The organism is Streptomyces sp. NPDC059850, assembly GCF_042731515.1.
Classification (GTDB): Bacteria; Actinomycetota; Actinomycetes; order Streptomycetales; family Streptomycetaceae; genus Streptomyces.
Map to the genome: position 1 here is coordinate 53057 of NZ_JBHWJI010000023.1, position 17945 is coordinate 71001.

Consider the following 17945-nt stretch of genomic DNA (forward strand, 5'->3'; position numbering starts at 1 on the left):
CGCCGCTACGCCTACGCCGAGGCCGAACGGGACGCCTCCGACGCCGCCCGGGGCTCATCGCCCGTGCCCGGCCCGATGGCGGACAGGTCGCGGTCGCGGGTCTCCTTCGCCGCGCCGACCGCCACCACCGTCAGCAGCGCCGCCGCGATGACGTACAGGGCGATCGGCGTGGCGCTGCCGTAGTCGGCGAGCAGCGCGGTGGCGATCAGCGGGGCGGGCGCCCCGGCCGCGACCGAGGAGAACTGGGCGCCGATCGAGGCGCCCGAGTACCGCATCCGGGTCGCGAACATCTCCGAGAAGAAGGCCGCCTGCGGCGCGTACATCGCACCGTGGAAGACCAGCCCGACCGTGACCGCGAGGAGCAGCGGCCCGAAGCCCTTGGTGTCGATGAGGGCGAAGAAGGGGAACGCCCACGCGCCGACGCCCACCGCGCCCAGCAGATAGACCGGGCGGCGGCCGATACGGTCCGAGAGCGCGCCCCAGGCCGGGATCGTCGCGAAGTGCACGGCGGAGGCGATGAGGACGGCGTTCAGCGCGCTCTGCTTGCCGAGGCCGACATGGTCGGAGGTGGCGTAGACGAGGACGAACGCCGTGAGCACGTAGTAGCTGATGTTCTCGGCCATCCGGGCGCCCATCGCGACCAGGACGTCCCGCCAGTGGTGGCGCAGGACGGCCACCAGCGGCATCTTCTCGGCCACATCGTCGGACTTCCGGGCCTCGGCCTGGGCCAGCGCGGCCTTGAACACCGGTGATTCATCGACAGAGAGACGAATCCACAAGCCGACCAGCACCAGCACGCCCGAGAGCAGGAACGGCACCCGCCATCCCCAGGACTCGAAGGCGGACTCGGAGAGCAGACCGGTCAGCGCGGACAGCACCCCGGTGGCCAGCAACTGCCCGGCGGGGGCGCCGGTCTGCGGCCAGGACGCCCAGAATCCGCGCCGCCGCGCGTCCCCGTGCTCGGACACCAGCAGCACCGCCCCGCCCCATTCGCCGCCGAGCGCGAAGCCCTGCACCAGCCGCAGCGCGGTGAGCAGCACGGGCGCGGCGGAGCCGACGGTGGCGTGGGTCGGCAGCAGCCCGATCGCACAGGTCGCCCCGCCCATCAGCAGCAGGCTCAGGACCAGCAGCTTCTTCCGGCCGAGCCGGTCGCCGTAGTGCCCGAAGACCAGGGCGCCGATCGGCCGGGCCGCGAAGCCGACCGCGTACGTCAGGAACGACAGCAGGGTGCCGACGAGCGGGTCGGAGTCAGGGAAGAACAGCTTGTTGAAGACGAGCGCGGCGGCCGACCCGTACAGGAAGAAGTCGTACCACTCGATGGTCGTGCCGATGAGGCTCGCCGCGACGACGCGGCGCAGCGAGCCGGGGCTGGTCGGGGGAGCGGGGGCCGGGGTAGCCATGGTTACCACTTCCGAGCGGGTGCGGGGACGGATTCGTGTGCCACACCGTAGAAATGCGCATGTCAGCTCGGATATGTACGGGGGCTCCATACTTGGGCCGTTCGCTGCGGGCCCCGCACCCATACGGAGGGAAACCAAGGAAGCGGGCCCGGGGCAGCCGATGCCCCGGGCCCGTACGCCCTGCCTCAGACCTTGCGGTAGTCGTACGCCTCCGCGGCGGCCCCCGCGACCGTGTCCACGTCCGCGCCGGTCGACGCGGTGACGACGGCCGCCACCGCGCCCTCCACCAGCGGCGCGTCCACCAGCCGGGAGCCCTCCGGCAGCTCGTCCTCCTCGGCCAGCAGTGCCTTGACGGTCAGTACGGCGCTGCCGAGGTCGACCAGTATGGCCACCCCGGCGCCCTGGTCGACCGCGTACGCCGCCTCCCGTATCAGCTCCTCGCTGGTGCCGAATCCGCCGTCCGGGGTGCCGCCCGCGGCGCGTACGGGCGCGGTGCCGCCGCCCGCCAGCGCGGTGGCCAGCCGGGCGACCGACTCGGCGACCTCCCCGCTGTGCGACACGACCACGACCCCGACCAGCTTCTCCCCGCTCTCCTCGGTCATCGGACGGCCTCCGCCAGCGCCGCGACGATCAGCGCGGACGAGGTGGCGCCGGGGTCCTGGTGGCCGACGCTGCGCTCGCCCAGATAGCTGGCCCGGCCCTTGCGTGCCAGCATCGGTACGGTGGCCAGCGCGCCCTTGTCGGCGGCCTCGCCCGCCGCCGTGAACGAGGCGGTGTCGCCGCCCAGCGCCTCGATCGCCGGGAGCAGCGCGTCCAGCATGGTCTTGTCGCCCGGCGCGGCGCCGCCGAGCTGGGCCACCGCGTCCACCCCGGCCCGCAGCGCGTCCGCGAGCTGCTGGGGCGTGACCTCGGCCGCGTCCCCCAGTGCCTTGCCCGCGCGCCGCAGCAGCGTCCCGTACAGCGGCCCGGAGGCGCCGCCCACCTTCGAGATGAGCTGGCGTCCGGCCAGGATGAGCGCGGCGCCGGGCGATCCCGGCGGTTCCTTCTCCAGCGCGTCGGTCACGGCCGTGAAGCCGCGCTGCATATTGGTGCCGTGGTCGGCGTCGCCGATCGCGGAGTCCAGCTCGGTGAGCCGGGCCGCGTCGCGCTGTACGGACTCGGCCGCGGCGGTGAGCCAGCGTTGGAAGAAAGAGGTGTCGAGCGCATGTTCGACTGCGGGTTCACTGCTGGACACAGACGCCTCCTCAGGACGGTAACCGACGGCGACAGCGTACGGATCGGGTCGACCGGCGGGGTGGGCCGGTGGGGTAAGGGGCACGGGGTGGTTCGGGTCAGCAGCCCCAGCGCAGCCCGGCAGTCCGTACGGGCGCGTCCCACAGCCGCAGCAGGTCCTCGTCGACCTGGCACAGCGTGACCGAGGCGCCCGCCATGTCGAGTGATGTGACGTAGTTTCCGACGAGCGTACGTGCCACCGCCACGCGGCGCTCGCCGAGGACCCGGTGCACCTCGGCCGCGAAGCCGTACAGCTCCAGCTGCGGGGTCGCGCCCATTCCGTTGACGAGGACGAGCACCGGATTGTCCGGGCGCAGGTCGTCCAGCACCGCGTCCACCGCGTAGTCGGCGATCTCGCGCGAGGTCATCATGGCCCGCCGCTCCCGCCCCGGCTCGCCGTGGATGCCCACGCCCAACTCCAGCTCCCCGGCGGGCAGATCGAAGGTGGGGCCGCCCTTGGCGGGCGTCGAGCAGGGCGAGAGCGCCACGCCGAAGCTGCGCGAGGACGCGTTGACCTGGCGGGCGATCGCCTCCACCCGCTCCAGCGGAGCCCCTTCCTCGGCCGCCGCACCGGCGATCTTCTCCACGAACAGCGTCGCGCCGGTGCCCCGGCGGCCCGCCGTGTGGGTGCTGTCGGACACCGCCACATCGTCGTCGACGAGCACCCGCGCGACCTGGATGCCCTCGTCCTCGGCCAGTTCGGCCGCCATGTCGAAGTTGAGCACGTCGCCGGTGTAGTTCTTGACGACGAACAGCACGCCCTTGCCGCTGTCCACGGCGGCCGCCGCGCGCACCATCTGGTCGGGCACGGGGGAGGTGAAGACCTCGCCGGGGCAGGCCGCGTCGAGCATGCCGGGCCCCACGAATCCGCCGTGCAGCGGCTCGTGGCCGGAGCCGCCGCCGGAGAGCAGGGCCACCTTGTCGGCCACCGGCGCGTCCCGCCGGACGATGACCCGGTTCTCGACGTCCACGGCCAGATCGGGATGGGAGGCGGCCAGTCCGCGCAGTGCGTCGGCGACCACGGTTTCGGCCACGTTGATGAGCATCTTCATGGGAGTGTTCGTCCTCCACCGGAAGGGGGCTGTGCACCGCTGCAACAGCGTACGGATCCGGCGCGGTCATGGCACCCCTGAGACGCTGAGCCGAACGGCCTAATAAGCCGAAAAAGGTACATAGGCATCATATGGTGCGCGCATGGAGAACACTGCCGCACCGGCGGCCGCCACCGCGCGCCCGCGCCCGCATCCACCCCAGCCGCCGCGCCACCGGCGCCGCGCGCCGTGGCTCGCGGTGGTCGCCGTCGGCTATGCGGCGGTCCAGCTCGCGGTGGTCGTACCGCATGTCGGGCACGCGCTGGGCTGGGACGAGTCGGTGTACGTCTCCCAGGTGGACCCGCGCACCCCGTCCGCGTACTTCAGCGCACCGCGCTCGCGCGGCATCAGCATGCTGGTCTCCCCGGTGGTGGCCGCCACCTCCTCCATTACGGTGCTCCGGCTCCTCCTTACGGTGCTTTCCGCGGGCGCGCTCTACGCCGCCTTCCGCGTCTGGAACAGGTTGCTGCCGCGCGGCCCGGTGGCGCTCGCCGCGCTGCTCTTCGCCGGGCTGTGGATCACCACGATCAGTGGCCCGGCGGTGATGCCCAACCTCTGGGTCGCGCTCGGCGCGGTGGCCGCCGTCGGCTGGTTCCTGCGCCTGCCCACCGAGCGCCACGCCCGCTGGTGGCTCGCCGCCGTCATCGCCGGTGTCACGCTCGTGCGCACCCCCGACGGCGGCTGGCTGGCCCTCCCGCTGCTGGCCGTCGCCCTGCGGCTACGGGCCTGGCGGCCCGCCCTGCCGCCGCTGGTGGGCGGGCTGCTGCTCGGCGCCGCGCAGTGGATTGGCGAGGCCTACGACCGGTTCGGCGGCGTCGGCGGGCGGCTGGACGTCTCCAGCGAGGTCGAGGGCGGCATGGGCCTCCACTTCGCCGTGGGCGCCGCGCTGCGCAGCCTCAACGGGCCGCAGCTGTGCCGCCCGTGCGAGGTGGGGCTGACCCATCCGGAGCTGACCCTGTGGTGGCTGTCGCTGCCGGTGCTGACCCTCACCGCCGTCACCCTCGCCCTGCGGGACCGTCACGAACGGCGGACCCGGACGCGCGTCGGGCTCGGACGGCCGTACGTACCGCAGGACCCCGGGGTGCCGGTCACCGTGCTGCCCATCGTCTGCGCGGCCTCCCTCGCCGTCCCGTACCTGCTGCTCATCGACTACTCCGCGCCGCGCTTCCTGATGCCCTCCTACGCCCTGCTCGCCCTGCCCATCGCCGCGCTCGGCTTCCGCGCCGTACGCGACGCGCGCTCACCGCGCCACATGGCCACCGCGCTCGGCATCGTCGTCCTGCTCCACCTGGGCAGCCAGCTCGCCGTCCTCACCCACACCTCGGCGATCTCCGAGAAGACCACCGGGCGCTACCGCACCGCCGCCGACGGGCTGCAGCGGCTGGGGCTGCGGCCGCCGTGCCTGGTGGCCGGTGACCGGGCCCTGCCCGTCGCGTACCACGCGGGCTGCGCCTCCGCCCAGACCGCCGGGAACAACCGCTCCACCAGCGTGTCCGGGCTGCTGCGGCGGGCCGGACACGAGCCCACCGCGCTGCTGGTGCGGCGCGACGGCGACGCCCGGCCGCCGTCGTACGCCCGCACCTGGATCGGGTTCCCGCTGGCGGGGACGGCGTGGAGCGCCTATCTGCCGCCGGACCAGGCGCGCCGGGTGGCCGCGCGCGGCGCGGGCAAGCCCCTGCCGTCCCGGGAATCCGGACCAAGGATGTCGGGTAATGCCGCGAGCATGGGCGCCATGACGACGCATCCGATCACCAGTTGGGCCGGATTCCAGGCGGCGGAGCCCGGCTTCGCCACGGCCGCGCAGGAGCGCTTCGAGGGCTACCGCACCCATGTCCTGGCCACCGTCCGCCGGGACGGCTCGCCACGGCTGACACCTCTGGAGGTCAACTTCCGCTTCGGGGAGCTGTGGCTCGGCATGATGCCCGACTCGCGCAAGGCTCTCGACCTGCGGCGCGACCGGCGCTTCTCGATCCAGGCCAACCCGGGCCCCGGCACCTCCGCTGGTGGCGATGTCCGGGTCAGCGGCCGGGCCGTCGAGGTCACCGACCGGGACTCGCTCGCCCGCTTCGCCGCCGAGGTCCATCCGCCCGAGCCCTTCCACCTCTTCCGCGCCGAGGTGACCGAGGTCGTGCACACCGCCGCCGAGGGATCCGACCTGGTGCTGCGGACCTGGCGGCCGGGCCATCCCGTACAGGTCGTACGGCGCGGCACGGACGACAGCCCGCCCCGGGTGGACGAGACGGGCTGACCCGCCGCCTGTCGGTCTGCCCGATGCTCCACGGCCCTTCCGAATTTCTGGAACGCGTTCTACCGTGCCCCTCGTCGTGGCGCACGTGAGACTCCAGGAGGGGCCGTGGACCTCGAATACACCCCCGCACAGCGGCAGTTACGAGCCGAGCTGCGCACCTACTTCGCCGAGCTGGTCCCCGACGACGCCTACGCCCGCTACGCGGACCCGGCCGGGCAGAAGCGGTTCTACCGCGAGACCATCCGCCGCCTCGGCACCGACGGCTGGCTGGGCGTCGGCTGGCCCCAGGAGTACGGCGGGCGGGGGCTCGGCCCGGTCGAACAGTTCATCTTCTTCGACGAGGCCGCCCAGGCGGGCGTACCGCTGCCGCTGATGGCCCTCAACACGGTCGGCCCGACCCTCATGCGCTACGGCACCGACGAGCAGAAGCGGTACTTCCTGCCGCGCGTCCTCTCCGGCGAGATCGACTTCGCGATCGGCTACAGCGAACCCGACGCCGGAACCGACCTCGCCGCCCTCACCACCCGCGCCGTACGCGACGGCGACGACTACGTGGTGAACGGCCAGAAGACCTGGACCACCAACGGCGACACCGCCGACTGGGTCTGGCTCGCCGTCCGCACCGACCCCGACGCCAAGCCCCACCACGGCATCAGCATCCTGCTCGTGCCGACCACCGACCCCGGCTACTCCTGCACCGTCATCACCACCCTCGCCTCCCACGACACCACCGCCAGCTACTACGAGAACATCCGGGTCCCCGCGAGCCGCCGCGTCGGCGCCGAGAACGAGGGCTGGCGGATGATCACCACCCAGCTCAACTACGAACGCGTCACCCTCGCCGCCCACGGCACCATGGCCATCCGCGCCCTGCGCGGCGTCCGCCAGTGGGCCGCCGACACCAAGCTCCCGGACGGCCGCCGGGTCATCGACCTGGCCTGGGTCCGCGCCCGCCTCGCCCGCACCCACGCCCGGCTGGACGCCATGAAGGTCCTCAACTGGCAGATGGTGGACGCCCTCCAGCGCGACACCCTCACCCCGCACGACGCCTCCGCCGTCAAGGTCTACGGCTCCGAGGCCCGCCGCGACGCCTACGCCTGGCTGATGGAGATCGTCGGCGCCGCGGGCCCCCTCAAGGAGGGCTCGGCGGGCGCGGTCCTCCACGGCGAACTGGAACGCGGCTACCGCAGCAGCGTCGTCTTCACCTTCGGCGGCGGCAACAACGAGATCCAGCGGGAGATCATCTCCTGGATAGGCCTGGGCATGCCCCGCGTCCGCCGCTGAATCCGTTGTCCGGTTGTGCGTGTGATGAGCGCGCTCGGTTCAGCCGGCCTCCGCCGTCCGGTCGTGCCGCTCCCTGGCCCGCAGCGCCAGGGCGATGAGGGTGGCGTCCTCGGGTCGGCGTACGTCGTGTCCGGTGAGCTCGCAGAAGCGGTTGAAGCGGTGTTGCACGGTGTTGCGGTGGCAGTACACGGCCGCGGCTGTATCGGCTATCGCACCGTTCCCGGCGAGATGGACGCGCACGGTGCGCAGCAGCCGGTCCTTCTCGGCGTCGCTGACATCGGGTCGGTCGAGCCCGCCGAGCACGTCGTCGGCGAGATCGTGCGCGAGATCCGAGGTGTGGTGGACGAGGACGTCCAGCCAGCTGTCCCGTAGCCACCTCGGCCCGCAGGCGTCCATGGGCAGGCTGCGTGCCGTGGTGATGGCCAGCCGGACCGCACGTGGTACGTCGGCCAGCCGGCCGGCGGCGGACGACACCCCGCAGGGCGTCTCCCCCAGATGTCCCAGGACGGTGTGGGCGGCGGTGCGCGGCCCGAGCTGGGCGGTGAGGACCACCGCCGAATCGAGGGCCTGCTGCTGTACCGGCACCCCAGCGGTGCGCAGCTCCGCCGCGGCCCGGCGCAGCGCGGCGCCGTACTGCGGGGCGGCAGCGGCGCATACGTACTCCCCGCTGACCTGGAAGCCGAGCGCCAGCGCGCTGTCGCCCACCACGGTGGGATTGCGGCCGTCGCAGTCCATCAGGCGGGCGAACCACATCTGGCGCTCGTCCTCCGCCCGCCGCCCCATCTCCAGCACGGTGCGCTGGTACGCGGTCATGATCCCGGTGACATGGCGCTCGACGGCCTCCCAGATGTAGTAGGCGGAGGCCACCAGATGCGTCATGTTCCGGTCCTCGGCGCGCCGCACCAGGGCCGTCCACACCACGCGGAAGTCCAGCCGGGCCGCGTCCAGCAGGGACTCCAGCGGGACCCCCTGCCGCGCGCGCCGCGTTCCGACCCGCTCGGACACCTCAGCCATGTGCTCGGGCACGGGCAGCTGGGCCACGGTGCGCAGCAGCATCTCCAGCGCGTGGCGTGCGGAGTCCCGGAAGTCCGTGTCCGGTACGCGGTCGGCGTAGGCCCGGCGGGTGGGGCCCACCACCTCGATCCACAGCTCGATCAGCCCGTCGAGGTCGTCCAGGCACTCCCGGGCGAGCTCGGCGATGCGTGGGTCGGGCGGAGGGAAGGCGACGGCCGCATTGTGCATGTGCACGATTCTGGGCAGCGCATCAGATGCATTTCAACCTTGGCTGGATTCCATCGCCCCGGGATTCTGATGTGACCCCCGGGCGACACGCATCGGGGCCTACCATCCAGGAGGTCACGGCAGTGCATCTGACTCCTCGCGAGGTGGAACGGGTCCAGCTCTTCACCGTCGCCGAAATGGCCCGCCGCCGTCGTGCGCGCGGTCGGCGGCTGAACGCCCCGGAGGCCATAGCCCTCATCTGCGACGAGGTGCTGGAGGCGGCCTGGGACGGGGCGGACCTGGACGAGGTGATCGAGGTCGGGCGGTCGCTGCTGACCGTGGACGATGTGCTGGAGGGAGTGCCCGCTCTCGTCGGTACGGTCCAGGTCGAAGCGCTGTTCCCGAGCGGAACGTCCCTGGTCGCGGTGGAGAACCCGATCGAGGGCGGCGATGGGGCCCACGCTCCCGGGGCGATCCGTACGGCCGCGGAGCCGGTGCTGATCAACGCCGGGCGCCCCCGGCTGCGGCTGACCATCCGCAACAGCGGCGACCGCACCGTCTACCTCTCCTCGCACTACCCGCTCGCGGAGGCCAACTCCGCCCTCGAACTGGACCGCGAAGCCGCCGCCGGGATGCGGCTGGACATCGCGGCGGGGACGGCCCTGGCCGTCGAGCCGGGCACCGAACACGAGGTGGACCTGGTGGCCGCCCGCCACGAGGGACATGAACAGGAGAAGCCGGCATGACGCGGATCGACCGACGTACGTACAACGCGCTCTACGGTCCCACCACGGGTGACCGTGTCCGCCTGGGTGACACCTGTCTGTGGGTCGAGGTGGCGGCCGACGACGGCACTCCCGGTGACGAGCTGCTGGGCGGCTGCGGCAAGACGGTCCGCGATGGGCTGCTGGCCTCCCCGCGCTCCGACCGGGCCTCGGCCCTGGACCTGGTGGTTTCCAGTGTGCTGCTGATGGACCCGGTCCTGGGAATCCGCAAGACCGACATCGGTGTCAAGGACGGCCGGATCGTCGCGGTCGGCGGAGTGGGCAACCCGGATCTGATGCCGGTGGACTTCGCCATCGACTCGCACACCGCGGTGGTCACGGGGGAGGGGCTGATCGCCACCCCGGGCATCGTGGACAGCCATGTGCACCTGTCCTCGCCCGAGGTCGCGCCCGCCGCGCTCGCCTCCGGTGTGACCACGGTGGTGGGCATGGGGCTCGGCGGGGTCTGGGACATCGGCTGCAACCCGGCCCACAATCTGCACACCCTGATGGGATCCTGGCGCGGCACCCCGCTCAATGTGGCCTTCCTCGGCCGTGGCTCCTCCAGCTCGCGCGCTCTGCTGGACGAGTCGGTGCTCGCCGGGGCCGGCGGATTCAAGATCCATGAGGACTTCGGGGCGACCCCGCGCATCATCGACACCTGCCTGGCCACCGCGGAACACGCCGATCTGCCCGTGGCGCTGCACACCGACTCGATGAACGAATCGGGCTATCTGCGCGACACCATCGGCGCCACCCGCGGCCGCACCGTGCACGCCTACCACGTGGAGGGCGGCGGCGGACACCCTGATCTGCTGGAGATCCTCTCCGAGCCGAACATCCTGCCGTCCTCGACCACCCCCACCATCCCGTACACGGCGAACACCGTCGGGGAACTGTTCCCGATGACCATGACCGTGCACCGGCAGAACCATCACGTCCACAGCGATGTCGAGATCTCCCGCGGCCGCATCCGCGGCCACGCCATCGCCGCCGAGAACGCGCTGCACGACCTCGGCGCCATCAGCATCGTCAACTCCGACTCGATGGGCATGGGCCGCATCGCCGAGACCGTTCGGCGCACCTGGCAGCTCGCCCATGTCCAGGCGCTGCGCGCGGGGGAGAGCGGAGTGGAGCGGCCCGCGAACGAGCGGGTGCTGCGCTACCTCGCCAAGATCACCCTCAATCCGGCGATCGCCCATGGCCTCGCCCACGAGGTGGGCACCGCCCAGCCCGGACGCCTCGCCGACCTTGTGCTCTGGCATCCAGCCTGGTTCGGCACCAAGCCCGAACTCGTCATCAAGGGCGGCTTCGTGGCCTGGGGCAACCGCGGCTCGGGATCCGGCTCGACCCGGCTCACCCAGCCCCGCACCTACGGCCCCTACTTCGGTGCGCTCGGCGACGCGCCGGCCCAGCTGTCGCGGATCTTCGTCGCCCAGGCCGCCCTCGACGACACCAAGGCCCGCGCCGCCCTCCCCGGGGGCTTGCGCTACGCGCCGGCGCGCGGCGCCCGTGGGCTCACCCGCGCCGACATGCTCCACAACACCGCCACCCCGCGCGTCGAGGTGCCCCGCGAACCCGCCCCCGTCCTCGTCGACGGCCTGCCCACCACCACCGACGCCGCCACCGAACTACCGCTCGCCCAGCTCCACCACTTGGCCTGACCGCCCGGCCGGTTCCTCCGTCCCCGATAGCCGCCACCGGCTACCGCCGTCTCCTGGAGAACCCGTGAGCACCATCCCCACCGCGCCGCCCCGGCCCAGCGCGGGAGACATCAAACGGCTGCTGTCCGCCGCGTTCATCGGCACCGCCCTGGAGTGGTACGACTACTTCCTCTACGGCACCGCCGCCGCCCTCGTCTTCAACAAGCTCTTCTTCCCCTCCCTCGATCCGACCACCGCGACCATCGCCTCCTTCGTCACCTTCGCCGTCGGGTTCCTGGCCCGGCCCATCGGCGCCGCCGTCTTCGGCCACATCGGCGACCGCTACGGACGCAAGGCGGCGCTCATCATCACCGTCATCCTGATGGGCGCCTCCACCGGCTGCATCGGACTGCTCCCCGACTACGACGCGATCGGCGTCTGGGCCCCGGCCCTCCTCGCCGCCCTCCGCTTCCTCCAGGGCATCTCGGTCGGCGGCGAATGGAGCGGCGCCATGCTGCTCACCCTGGAACACACCCCCGAGGAGAAGCACGGCAGTTACTCCTCCATCCCCCAACTCGGCTCACCGGTCGGCACCTTGCTCTCCAGCGGCGCCTTCGCCCTGGTGGGGATGTTGCCCGACGACGCCTTCTACTCCTGGGGCTGGCGCATCCCGTTCCTGGCCGCCTTCGGGCTGCTCGGCTTCGCGCTCTATCTGCGGCTGCGCATCGAGGAGTCCCCGGTCTTCCGCGCCATGCACGAGGCAGCCGAGCGGGAAGGACCGCCGCCCGCCCCGCTGATCGAGGCGTTCCGCAGGACCTGGGGCCGCATGCTCATCGGTGTGGCCGCGGCGTTCCTCGGCATCGGCGGGTTCTTCCTGCTGACGACCTACGTGATCTCCTACGGCACCGAGCAGCTCGGCATCGACAAGGCCGTGATGATCAACGCCACTCTGCTGGCGGCGGTCGCCGAGATCGCCGTCATCGTCATCGCCGGACGGCTCGCCGACCGCGTCGGCCCCTGGAAGGTGTGCGCCGTCGGGGCAATCGCCTCCGTGCTGGTGGCCTTCCCCGCGTTCTGGCTCATCGACACCCGGCACACCGGACTCGTGATGCTCGGCGTTTCCCTCGGCGTCGCCGTCATCTCCATCCCCTACGCGGCGATCGGCGCTGTCGTCACCGGGATGTTCCCTGACATCGTCCGCTACAGCGCGGTCGCCATGTCCTACAACCTCGCCGGCGTCCTAGGCGGCCTCGTACCGCTGGCCGCCGCCTGGCTCACCGGCCTCGCCGACGGCGCCTCCTGGGGCGTGGCACTGCTCCTGATCCTCATCGCGGCCTGCACGGCCACCGGCTCCTACCTCGCCGGACCGCCACTGCGCCGCCGCCTCGCCCCGTGCACCCCGGAAGAGTCCGCGACTGTGAAGGCCACCGCATGACACCGCAGCACCCCGCCCGCACCGGTGGGCAGGTCCTGATCGACCAGCTCGTCCGGCACGGCGTCGACACCGTGTACGGCGTCCCCGGCGAGAGCTACCTCGCCGCGCTCGACGCCCTGCACGACGCCCCCGTCCGGATGGTCGTCTGCCGCCACGAGGGCGGCGCGGCCTACATGGCCGAGGCACACGGCAAGCTCACCGGCCGCGCGGGCGTGTGCTTCACCACCCGCGGCCCCGGCGCCACCAACGCCCTGGTCGCCCTGCACACCGCACACCAGGACGCCACCCCGCTGGTGCTCTTCATCGGGCTCGTACCGCGCGGCCACACCCACCGCGACTCCTTCCAGGAACTGGATCTGCGCGCCACCTTCGGAACCAATGCCAAGCTTGTCGAGACCATCGAGGACGCCGCCCGCATCCCCGAACACGTGGCCCGCGCCTTCGCGGTCGCCGGCAGCGGGCGCCCCGGGCCGGTCGTCCTCGGACTGCCGGAGGACATGCTCACCGACACCGTCCAGGTGCCCGACGCCACCCCGCTGCCCGTGCCCGACGGCGCGGTCTCCGCCGCCGAACGCGACCGTCTGGCCGCGCTCCTGGGCGCCGCCGAGCGCCCGCTGCTGCTGCTCGGCGGCAGCCGCTGGACCGACCGGGCCCGCGCCGACATACGGGAGTGGGCCGAGGCGTGGTCGCTGCCCGTCACCGTCGACTTCCGCTGCCAGGACCTCGTAGACAACGACAGCGACAGCTACATCGGGGCGCTGGGGTACGGACGGTCCGACGCCGTCGCCGAGCGGGTACGCGGGGCCGACCTGCTGATCTGCGTCGGCACCGTCCCCGGCGACGTGTGCACCGACGGCTTCACCCTGCTCCCCACCGACGGGACCGGCCCGCGCCTGGTCCAGGCACTGCCCGCACCGCAACCGCCCGCTCCGCTCTACCCGGCCGACCTCGCCCTGCTCGCCGGTCCCGAAGCCTTCGGCGAGGCGGTACGCGGTCTGCTCCCCGACACCGCGGTGCCCTGGGGCCCGCTGACCAAGCAGGACCGCACCGCGCACCTGGAGTTCCGTACTCCGGTGCCGGACGACGACGACCCGCTGGATCTCGGCGCCGTATTCGCCCACCTGGACGCGCGGCTGCCCCGCGACACCGTCGTCACCTTCGGCGCCGGCAACCACGCCGTCTGGGCGCAGCGCTTCCTCACCTACCGCGACGGATGGCGCCAACTCGCCCCGCGCAACGGCTCGATGGGCTACGGCATCCCCGCCGCCGTCGCCGCCGCGATCGCCGAACCCGGCCGTCAGGTGGTCTCCGTGGCGGGCGACGGCTGCTTCCTGATGAACGGTCAGGAACTTGCCACCGCCCTCGCGGCGGGCGCGGCCCCCCTCGTCCTCGTCCTCAACAACTCCACCTACGGCACCATCCGCCAGCACCAGGAGCAGAGCTACCCGGGACGGGTCAGCGGTACCGGCCTGGTCAACCCGGACTTCGCCGCCCTCGCCCGGGCCTTCGGCGCCCACGGCGAGACGGTCACCACCCACGACGCGTTCCCGGCGGCCCTGGAGCGGTCGCTGGCCTCCGGCACCGCAGCACTGATCGAACTGAAGGTTACCGAAGGTCTCCTGGCTCCCGGTGTGACCGTCGACTCCCTCCGTGAGGAGCACCAGCATGTCTGATCTGGCCCTGCACAACATCATCGACGGCGAACCGGTGACGGTGGCCGAGCGCATGGAACTCACCGACCCCGCCACCGGCGAGGTCTACGGCACCGCGCCGCGCTCCTCCTCCGCCGATGTGGACACCGCCGTCGCCGCCGCCCGCCGGGCCTTCGCCCCGTGGCGCCGCTCCACCCCGAGCCTGCGTCAGGAGGCGCTGCTGCGCCTCGCCGATCTCGTGGCCGAGCACGCGGACCAGCTGCTGGACGCGGAGATACGCGCCACCGGCAAACCGCGCGAGACCACCCGTGCCCTCGAAATCCTCCGGGGCGCCGACCAGCTGCGCTTCTTCGCCGGGGCCGCCCGGGTCCTGGAGGGCGTGGCGGCGGGCGAGTACACCGAGGGCCACACCTCGTACATCCGCCGCGAGCCGGTGGGAGTGGTCGCCCAGGTCACCCCCTGGAACTACCCCTTCATGATGGCCGTGTGGAAGCTCGGACCCGCCCTCGCGGCGGGTAACACGGTCGTGCTGAAGCCCTCCGACACCACCCCGTGGTCCACGGTGCTGCTCGGCGAGCTGGCGGCCCGGGTCTTCCCGCCCGGCGTCGTCAACGTCGTGTGCGGCGACCGGGACACCGGGCGCGCCCTGGTCGGGCACCGGGGCATCGACATGGTCGCCATCACCGGCTCGACCCGCGCCGGTTCCGAGGTCATGGCCGCGGCCTCGGCGGAAGCCAAGAACGTCCATCTGGAGCTGGGCGGCAAGGCCCCGGCCGTCGTCTTCGCCGACGTCGACCCGCGGCGCACGGCCCGCGCCCTCGCCGACGGGGCCTTCTTCAACGCGGGCCAGGACTGCACCGCCATCACCCGGGTGCTGGTCGAACGCCCCGCCTACGACGCGGTGCTCGCGGCGCTCGTCGAAGCGGCCCGGGCCACCCGTACCGGGCCCCCGTCCGAGGAAGCCTTCTTCGGCCCCCTCAACAGCGCCGCCCAGGCCGGCAGGGTCAGCTCCGTCCTGGCCGGGCTGCCGGACCACGCCGTGATCGAGACCGGCGGCGAGCGGCTCGATTCGCCGGGCTGGTTCTTCGAGCCCACCGTCATCTCCGGTGTGCGCCAGGACGACGCGGTGGTCCAGCAGGAGACCTTCGGTCCGGTGGTCACGGTGCAGCCGTTCGACACCGAGACGGAAGCCGTGGAGCTCGCCAACGGCGTCGACTTCGGCCTGGCCTCCAGCGTCTGGACCGCCGATCTGGGCCGCGCCACGCGGCTCGGCGCCGAACTGGACTTCGGCTGCGTCTGGCTCAACTGCCACCAGGTCATCCTCGCCGAACTGCCGCACGGCGGCTACAAGCAGTCCGGTATCGGCCGCGATCTGAGCCGCTACGGATTCGACGACTACACCCGCGTCAAGCACGTCATGGCCGCGCACCGGAGCCCGCTCGGTCCGCCGGCCGGCACCGGGACCCACGGGGAGACCTCATGACTCAGACACGAGACCAGCACCTGTCGGTCCGAAAAGTAGCCGTCGCGAGTGTCATCGGGACCGCGGTCGAGTGGTACGACCTGTTCGTCTTCGCCACGGCATCGGCGATCGCGTTCAACAAGCTCTTCTTCCCGACGTTCGACCCGCTCGTGGGAACGCTGCTGGCCTTCGGCACGTTCGCCTCCGCATATCTCGCCCGGCTGATCGGAGCGGCCGTCTTCGGCCACTTCGGAGACCGGCTCGGGCGGAAGTCGATGCTGCTGATCTCGCTCTCGATGATGGGCGCGGCCACCTTCGCCATCGGCCTGCTGCCCACCTACGGGAGTGTCTGAATCTGGGCCCCGGTCCTGTTGTTGACCCTGCGGGTCGTCCAGGGGCTCGCCCTGGGCGGCGAGTGGGGCGGAGCGGTGCTGATGACCGTCGAGCACGCGCCGAAGGGCAAGCGCGGATTCTTCGGCTCCTGGGTGCAGACGGGTGTGCCGATCGGCACGCTGATGGCCAACTCGGCGTTCCTGCTCGTCGCCCTGCTCCCGGAGATGGACCTGCTGTCCTGGGGCTGGCGGATTCCCTTCCTGGCGAGCTGTCTGCTGGTCCTGGTCGGGCTGGTCATCCGGTCGCGGACCACGGAGACGCCCGCGTTCCAGGAGGTCAAGCAGAGGGATACGCAGGTGCGGCTGCCGCTGGCCGAGGTGTTCCGCAGGTACGGGCGGCAGGTCGTCCTCGGCGGCGTCGCCACGATGTCCACGGGGGTGGCGTTCAACATCCTCGTCGCGTTCGGCCTGACCTACGGTACGGACACCCTGGGACTGTCCCGCAGCACGATGCTCACTGTCGCGCTGTTGTCCTGCGTGGCCGCGATCGGGCTCATCCCCGCTTTCGGCGCGCTGTCCGACCGCTTCGGACGTAAGCCGGTGATCATCGGGGGCATCGTCGGCGAAGCGGTGGTCGCCTTCCCGATGTTCTGGCTGATGGACACCAAACAGTTCGGCCTGGTGCTGCTGGGCTATCTGCTGCTGATGACGGCGTTCGCCGCCAACTACGGGCCCATCGCCACGTTCCTGGCCGAGCTGTTCGGGACCACGGTCCGCTACTCGGGCCTGTCGGTGAGCTACATGCTGTCGGGTCTCCTGGGCAGCGCCGCGACGCCCGCCGTGACCACCGCGCTGCTGGACGCGACGGGGAAAGGCTCGTCGGTCGCCTGGTTCATGGTCGGCTCCGCCGCGGTGTCGCTGGTCTGCCTGCTGCTGCTCGCCGAGACCCTGCGCAGCGAGATCCACGAGCGGTCCGACGCCCCCGAGGCCGCACCTGTCCAGGGCGCGCCGACCACCATCTGATATGGCGCGGCCCTTCGGGCCGCGTGGAGGAAGAGAGCGGGAATGCAGCACATCCGGGCCGCACAGGGCGGGCCACAGCCGGTGGGTCCCTACGCGCAGGCCGTCGTGGCGAACGGACTGGTCTTCACCGCGGGACAGATTCCCGCCGTCCCCGGGGGAGACATGCCGGCGGATTTCGCCGGCCAGGTGAGGCAGACGTTCACCAATCTCGCGACGGTGCTCGCGGAGGCCGGATCGGATCTGTCCCGGGTGGTGAAGGTCAATGCCTACCTGGCCGAGGAAGACAGCATGGCGGAGTTCAACGAGATCTACCGCGAGATCTTCGGACCCGATCGCGTTCCGGCCCGGACCACCGTCGCGGTCGGGCTGTGGGGAGTACGCCTCGAAGTGGACTGCGTCGCGGTATGTCCCCCGGAATCACACGCGTAGGCGGGAGAGCACGATGACAACGAGCGCGCACACATGGACCGCGGCCCCCGACGACTCCTTGACGCGGAAACTCCAGGAGGTCGGCTTTCCGACGCTCGGCCACTTCCTCGAAGAGGGGTTCGCCGATCCGCGGATCCGTGCCCTCGTGCCGGATGTGAAGATCGTCGGCCGGGCGGTGACCGTGCGGATCGTGCCACCGGACGCCACCCCGATGGCCGAGGCACTGGGCCTGCTGGGCCCCGGGGACGTGCTGGTGGTCGACACCGGGCAGAACGGCACCCACGCTCCGATCGGCGCCGTCACCGGCTGTGCCGCGCGGGCCGCGGGCGCGGCGGGCATCGTGGTCGACGGAGTCGTCACCGATCTGCGGGAACTGCGTGAGATGCGGCTGCCGGTGTTCGCCCGGGGCACCAGCCTGCTCACCACCAAGAGACTCGGGCGGAGGGACGGGGGAGTGGGCCGGACCGTGTCCTGCGGCGGCGCCGTCGTCCGCCCCGGTGACCTCGTCCTGGCCGATGACAACGGTGTACTGGTCACCAGCCCGCGGATCGCCGCCGATGTGCTCGCCCGCGCGCTCGCCTCGGACCGTGCGGAGCCCGCCCTTCTCGCCCGGCTGCGGGCGGGTGAATCACCCCTGACCGTGCTGTCGGATTGAGCCGGTTCCCCGAGGGGACGCGGGTGGCGATTTC

14 protein-coding genes and 1 pseudogene are annotated in these 17945 nt (G+C 72.0%); 10 read left to right on the forward strand and 5 right to left on the reverse strand.

Translation table 11 applies throughout. The features are described 5' to 3' along the window. Positions 1 to 11 precede the first annotated feature (11 nt). From ACFV9T_RS20755 to dhaK, 4 genes are all read right to left on the reverse strand, one after another. A complete protein-coding gene (locus ACFV9T_RS20755) occupies positions 12 to 1400 on the reverse strand; it encodes an MFS transporter (RefSeq protein ID WP_385442365.1) in 1389 nt (462 codons plus the stop codon). Positions 1401 to 1585: 185 nt separating this feature from the next. Next, positions 1586 to 2002 (reverse strand): PTS-dependent dihydroxyacetone kinase phosphotransferase subunit DhaM, encoded by a 417-nt coding sequence (locus tag ACFV9T_RS20760; protein WP_385442366.1) that lies wholly within the window; start codon positions 2000 to 2002, stop codon positions 1586 to 1588. Further along, the gene (dhaL, locus tag ACFV9T_RS20765) at positions 1999 to 2634 is read right to left on the reverse strand and encodes a dihydroxyacetone kinase subunit DhaL (RefSeq protein ID WP_385442369.1); all 636 of its coding nucleotides are present in this window, start codon (positions 2632 to 2634) and stop codon (positions 1999 to 2001) included. Before dhaL ends, ACFV9T_RS20760 begins: the two co-directional genes overlap by 4 nt. A 97-nt stretch (positions 2635 to 2731) precedes the next feature. Continuing rightward, positions 2732 to 3724, reverse strand: coding sequence for a dihydroxyacetone kinase subunit DhaK (gene dhaK / locus ACFV9T_RS20770; RefSeq protein ID WP_385442371.1), 993 nt, complete (start codon positions 3722 to 3724; stop codon positions 2732 to 2734). Positions 3725 to 3866: 142 nt separating this feature from the next. Here dhaK and ACFV9T_RS20775 point away from each other — a divergent pair, with 142 nt between their 5' ends. Together ACFV9T_RS20775 and ACFV9T_RS20780 are read left to right on the forward strand one after the other, a co-directional pair. Further along, positions 3867 to 6011, forward strand: a complete 2145-nt coding sequence (locus ACFV9T_RS20775) for a pyridoxamine 5'-phosphate oxidase family protein (RefSeq protein WP_385442374.1) — start codon at positions 3867 to 3869, stop codon at positions 6009 to 6011. Between the two features lie 105 nt (positions 6012 to 6116). Beyond that, entirely contained in the window at positions 6117 to 7295 is a 1179-nt protein-coding gene (locus tag ACFV9T_RS20780) for an acyl-CoA dehydrogenase family protein (RefSeq protein ID WP_385442377.1), read from the forward strand. A gap of 39 nt (positions 7296 to 7334) precedes the next feature. Here the strand turns inward: ACFV9T_RS20780 and ACFV9T_RS20785 are convergent, their stop codons facing one another. Beyond that, positions 7335 to 8537, reverse strand: a complete 1203-nt coding sequence (locus ACFV9T_RS20785) for a PucR family transcriptional regulator (RefSeq protein WP_385442380.1) — start codon at positions 8535 to 8537, stop codon at positions 7335 to 7337. Between the two features lie 122 nt (positions 8538 to 8659). Here ACFV9T_RS20785 and ureA point away from each other — a divergent pair, with 122 nt between their 5' ends. The 8 genes and pseudogenes from ureA to ACFV9T_RS20825 all read left to right on the forward strand — a co-directional run bounded on the left by ureA (position 8660) and on the right by ACFV9T_RS20825 (position 17911). Beyond that, positions 8660 to 9262 carry an urease subunit gamma gene (ureA, locus tag ACFV9T_RS20790; protein ID WP_385442383.1) on the forward strand — a complete coding sequence of 201 codons (603 nt, stop codon included), beginning with the start codon at positions 8660 to 8662 and terminating at the stop codon, positions 9260 to 9262. Then, positions 9259 to 10944 carry an urease subunit alpha gene (locus ACFV9T_RS20795; protein ID WP_385442385.1) on the forward strand — a complete coding sequence of 562 codons (1686 nt, stop codon included), beginning with the start codon at positions 9259 to 9261 and terminating at the stop codon, positions 10942 to 10944. Before ureA ends, ACFV9T_RS20795 begins: the two co-directional genes overlap by 4 nt. Before the next feature lie 64 nt (positions 10945 to 11008). Continuing rightward, a complete protein-coding gene (locus ACFV9T_RS20800) occupies positions 11009 to 12358 on the forward strand; it encodes an MFS transporter (protein WP_385442388.1) in 1350 nt (449 codons plus the stop codon). Next, positions 12355 to 14031: a thiamine pyrophosphate-dependent enzyme gene (locus ACFV9T_RS20805; RefSeq protein WP_385442389.1), complete on the forward strand. Its 1677-nt coding sequence runs from the start codon at positions 12355 to 12357 to the stop codon at positions 14029 to 14031. Before ACFV9T_RS20800 ends, ACFV9T_RS20805 begins: the two co-directional genes overlap by 4 nt. Continuing rightward, a complete protein-coding gene (locus ACFV9T_RS20810) occupies positions 14024 to 15493 on the forward strand; it encodes an aminobutyraldehyde dehydrogenase (RefSeq protein ID WP_385442392.1) in 1470 nt (489 codons plus the stop codon). The genes ACFV9T_RS20805 and ACFV9T_RS20810 overlap by 8 nt, the downstream gene beginning before the upstream one ends. Next, a pseudogene (locus ACFV9T_RS20815) lies at positions 15490 to 16827 on the forward strand (MFS transporter). Before ACFV9T_RS20810 ends, ACFV9T_RS20815 begins: the two are co-directional and overlap by 4 nt. A gap of 42 nt (positions 16828 to 16869) precedes the next feature. Then, entirely contained in the window at positions 16870 to 17256 is a 387-nt protein-coding gene (locus ACFV9T_RS20820) for a RidA family protein (RefSeq protein WP_385442395.1), read from the forward strand. A 13-nt stretch (positions 17257 to 17269) separates the two neighbouring features. Further along, entirely contained in the window at positions 17270 to 17911 is a 642-nt protein-coding gene (locus ACFV9T_RS20825; RefSeq protein ID WP_385442398.1) for an RraA family protein, read from the forward strand. Positions 17912 to 17945 lie beyond the last annotated feature (34 nt).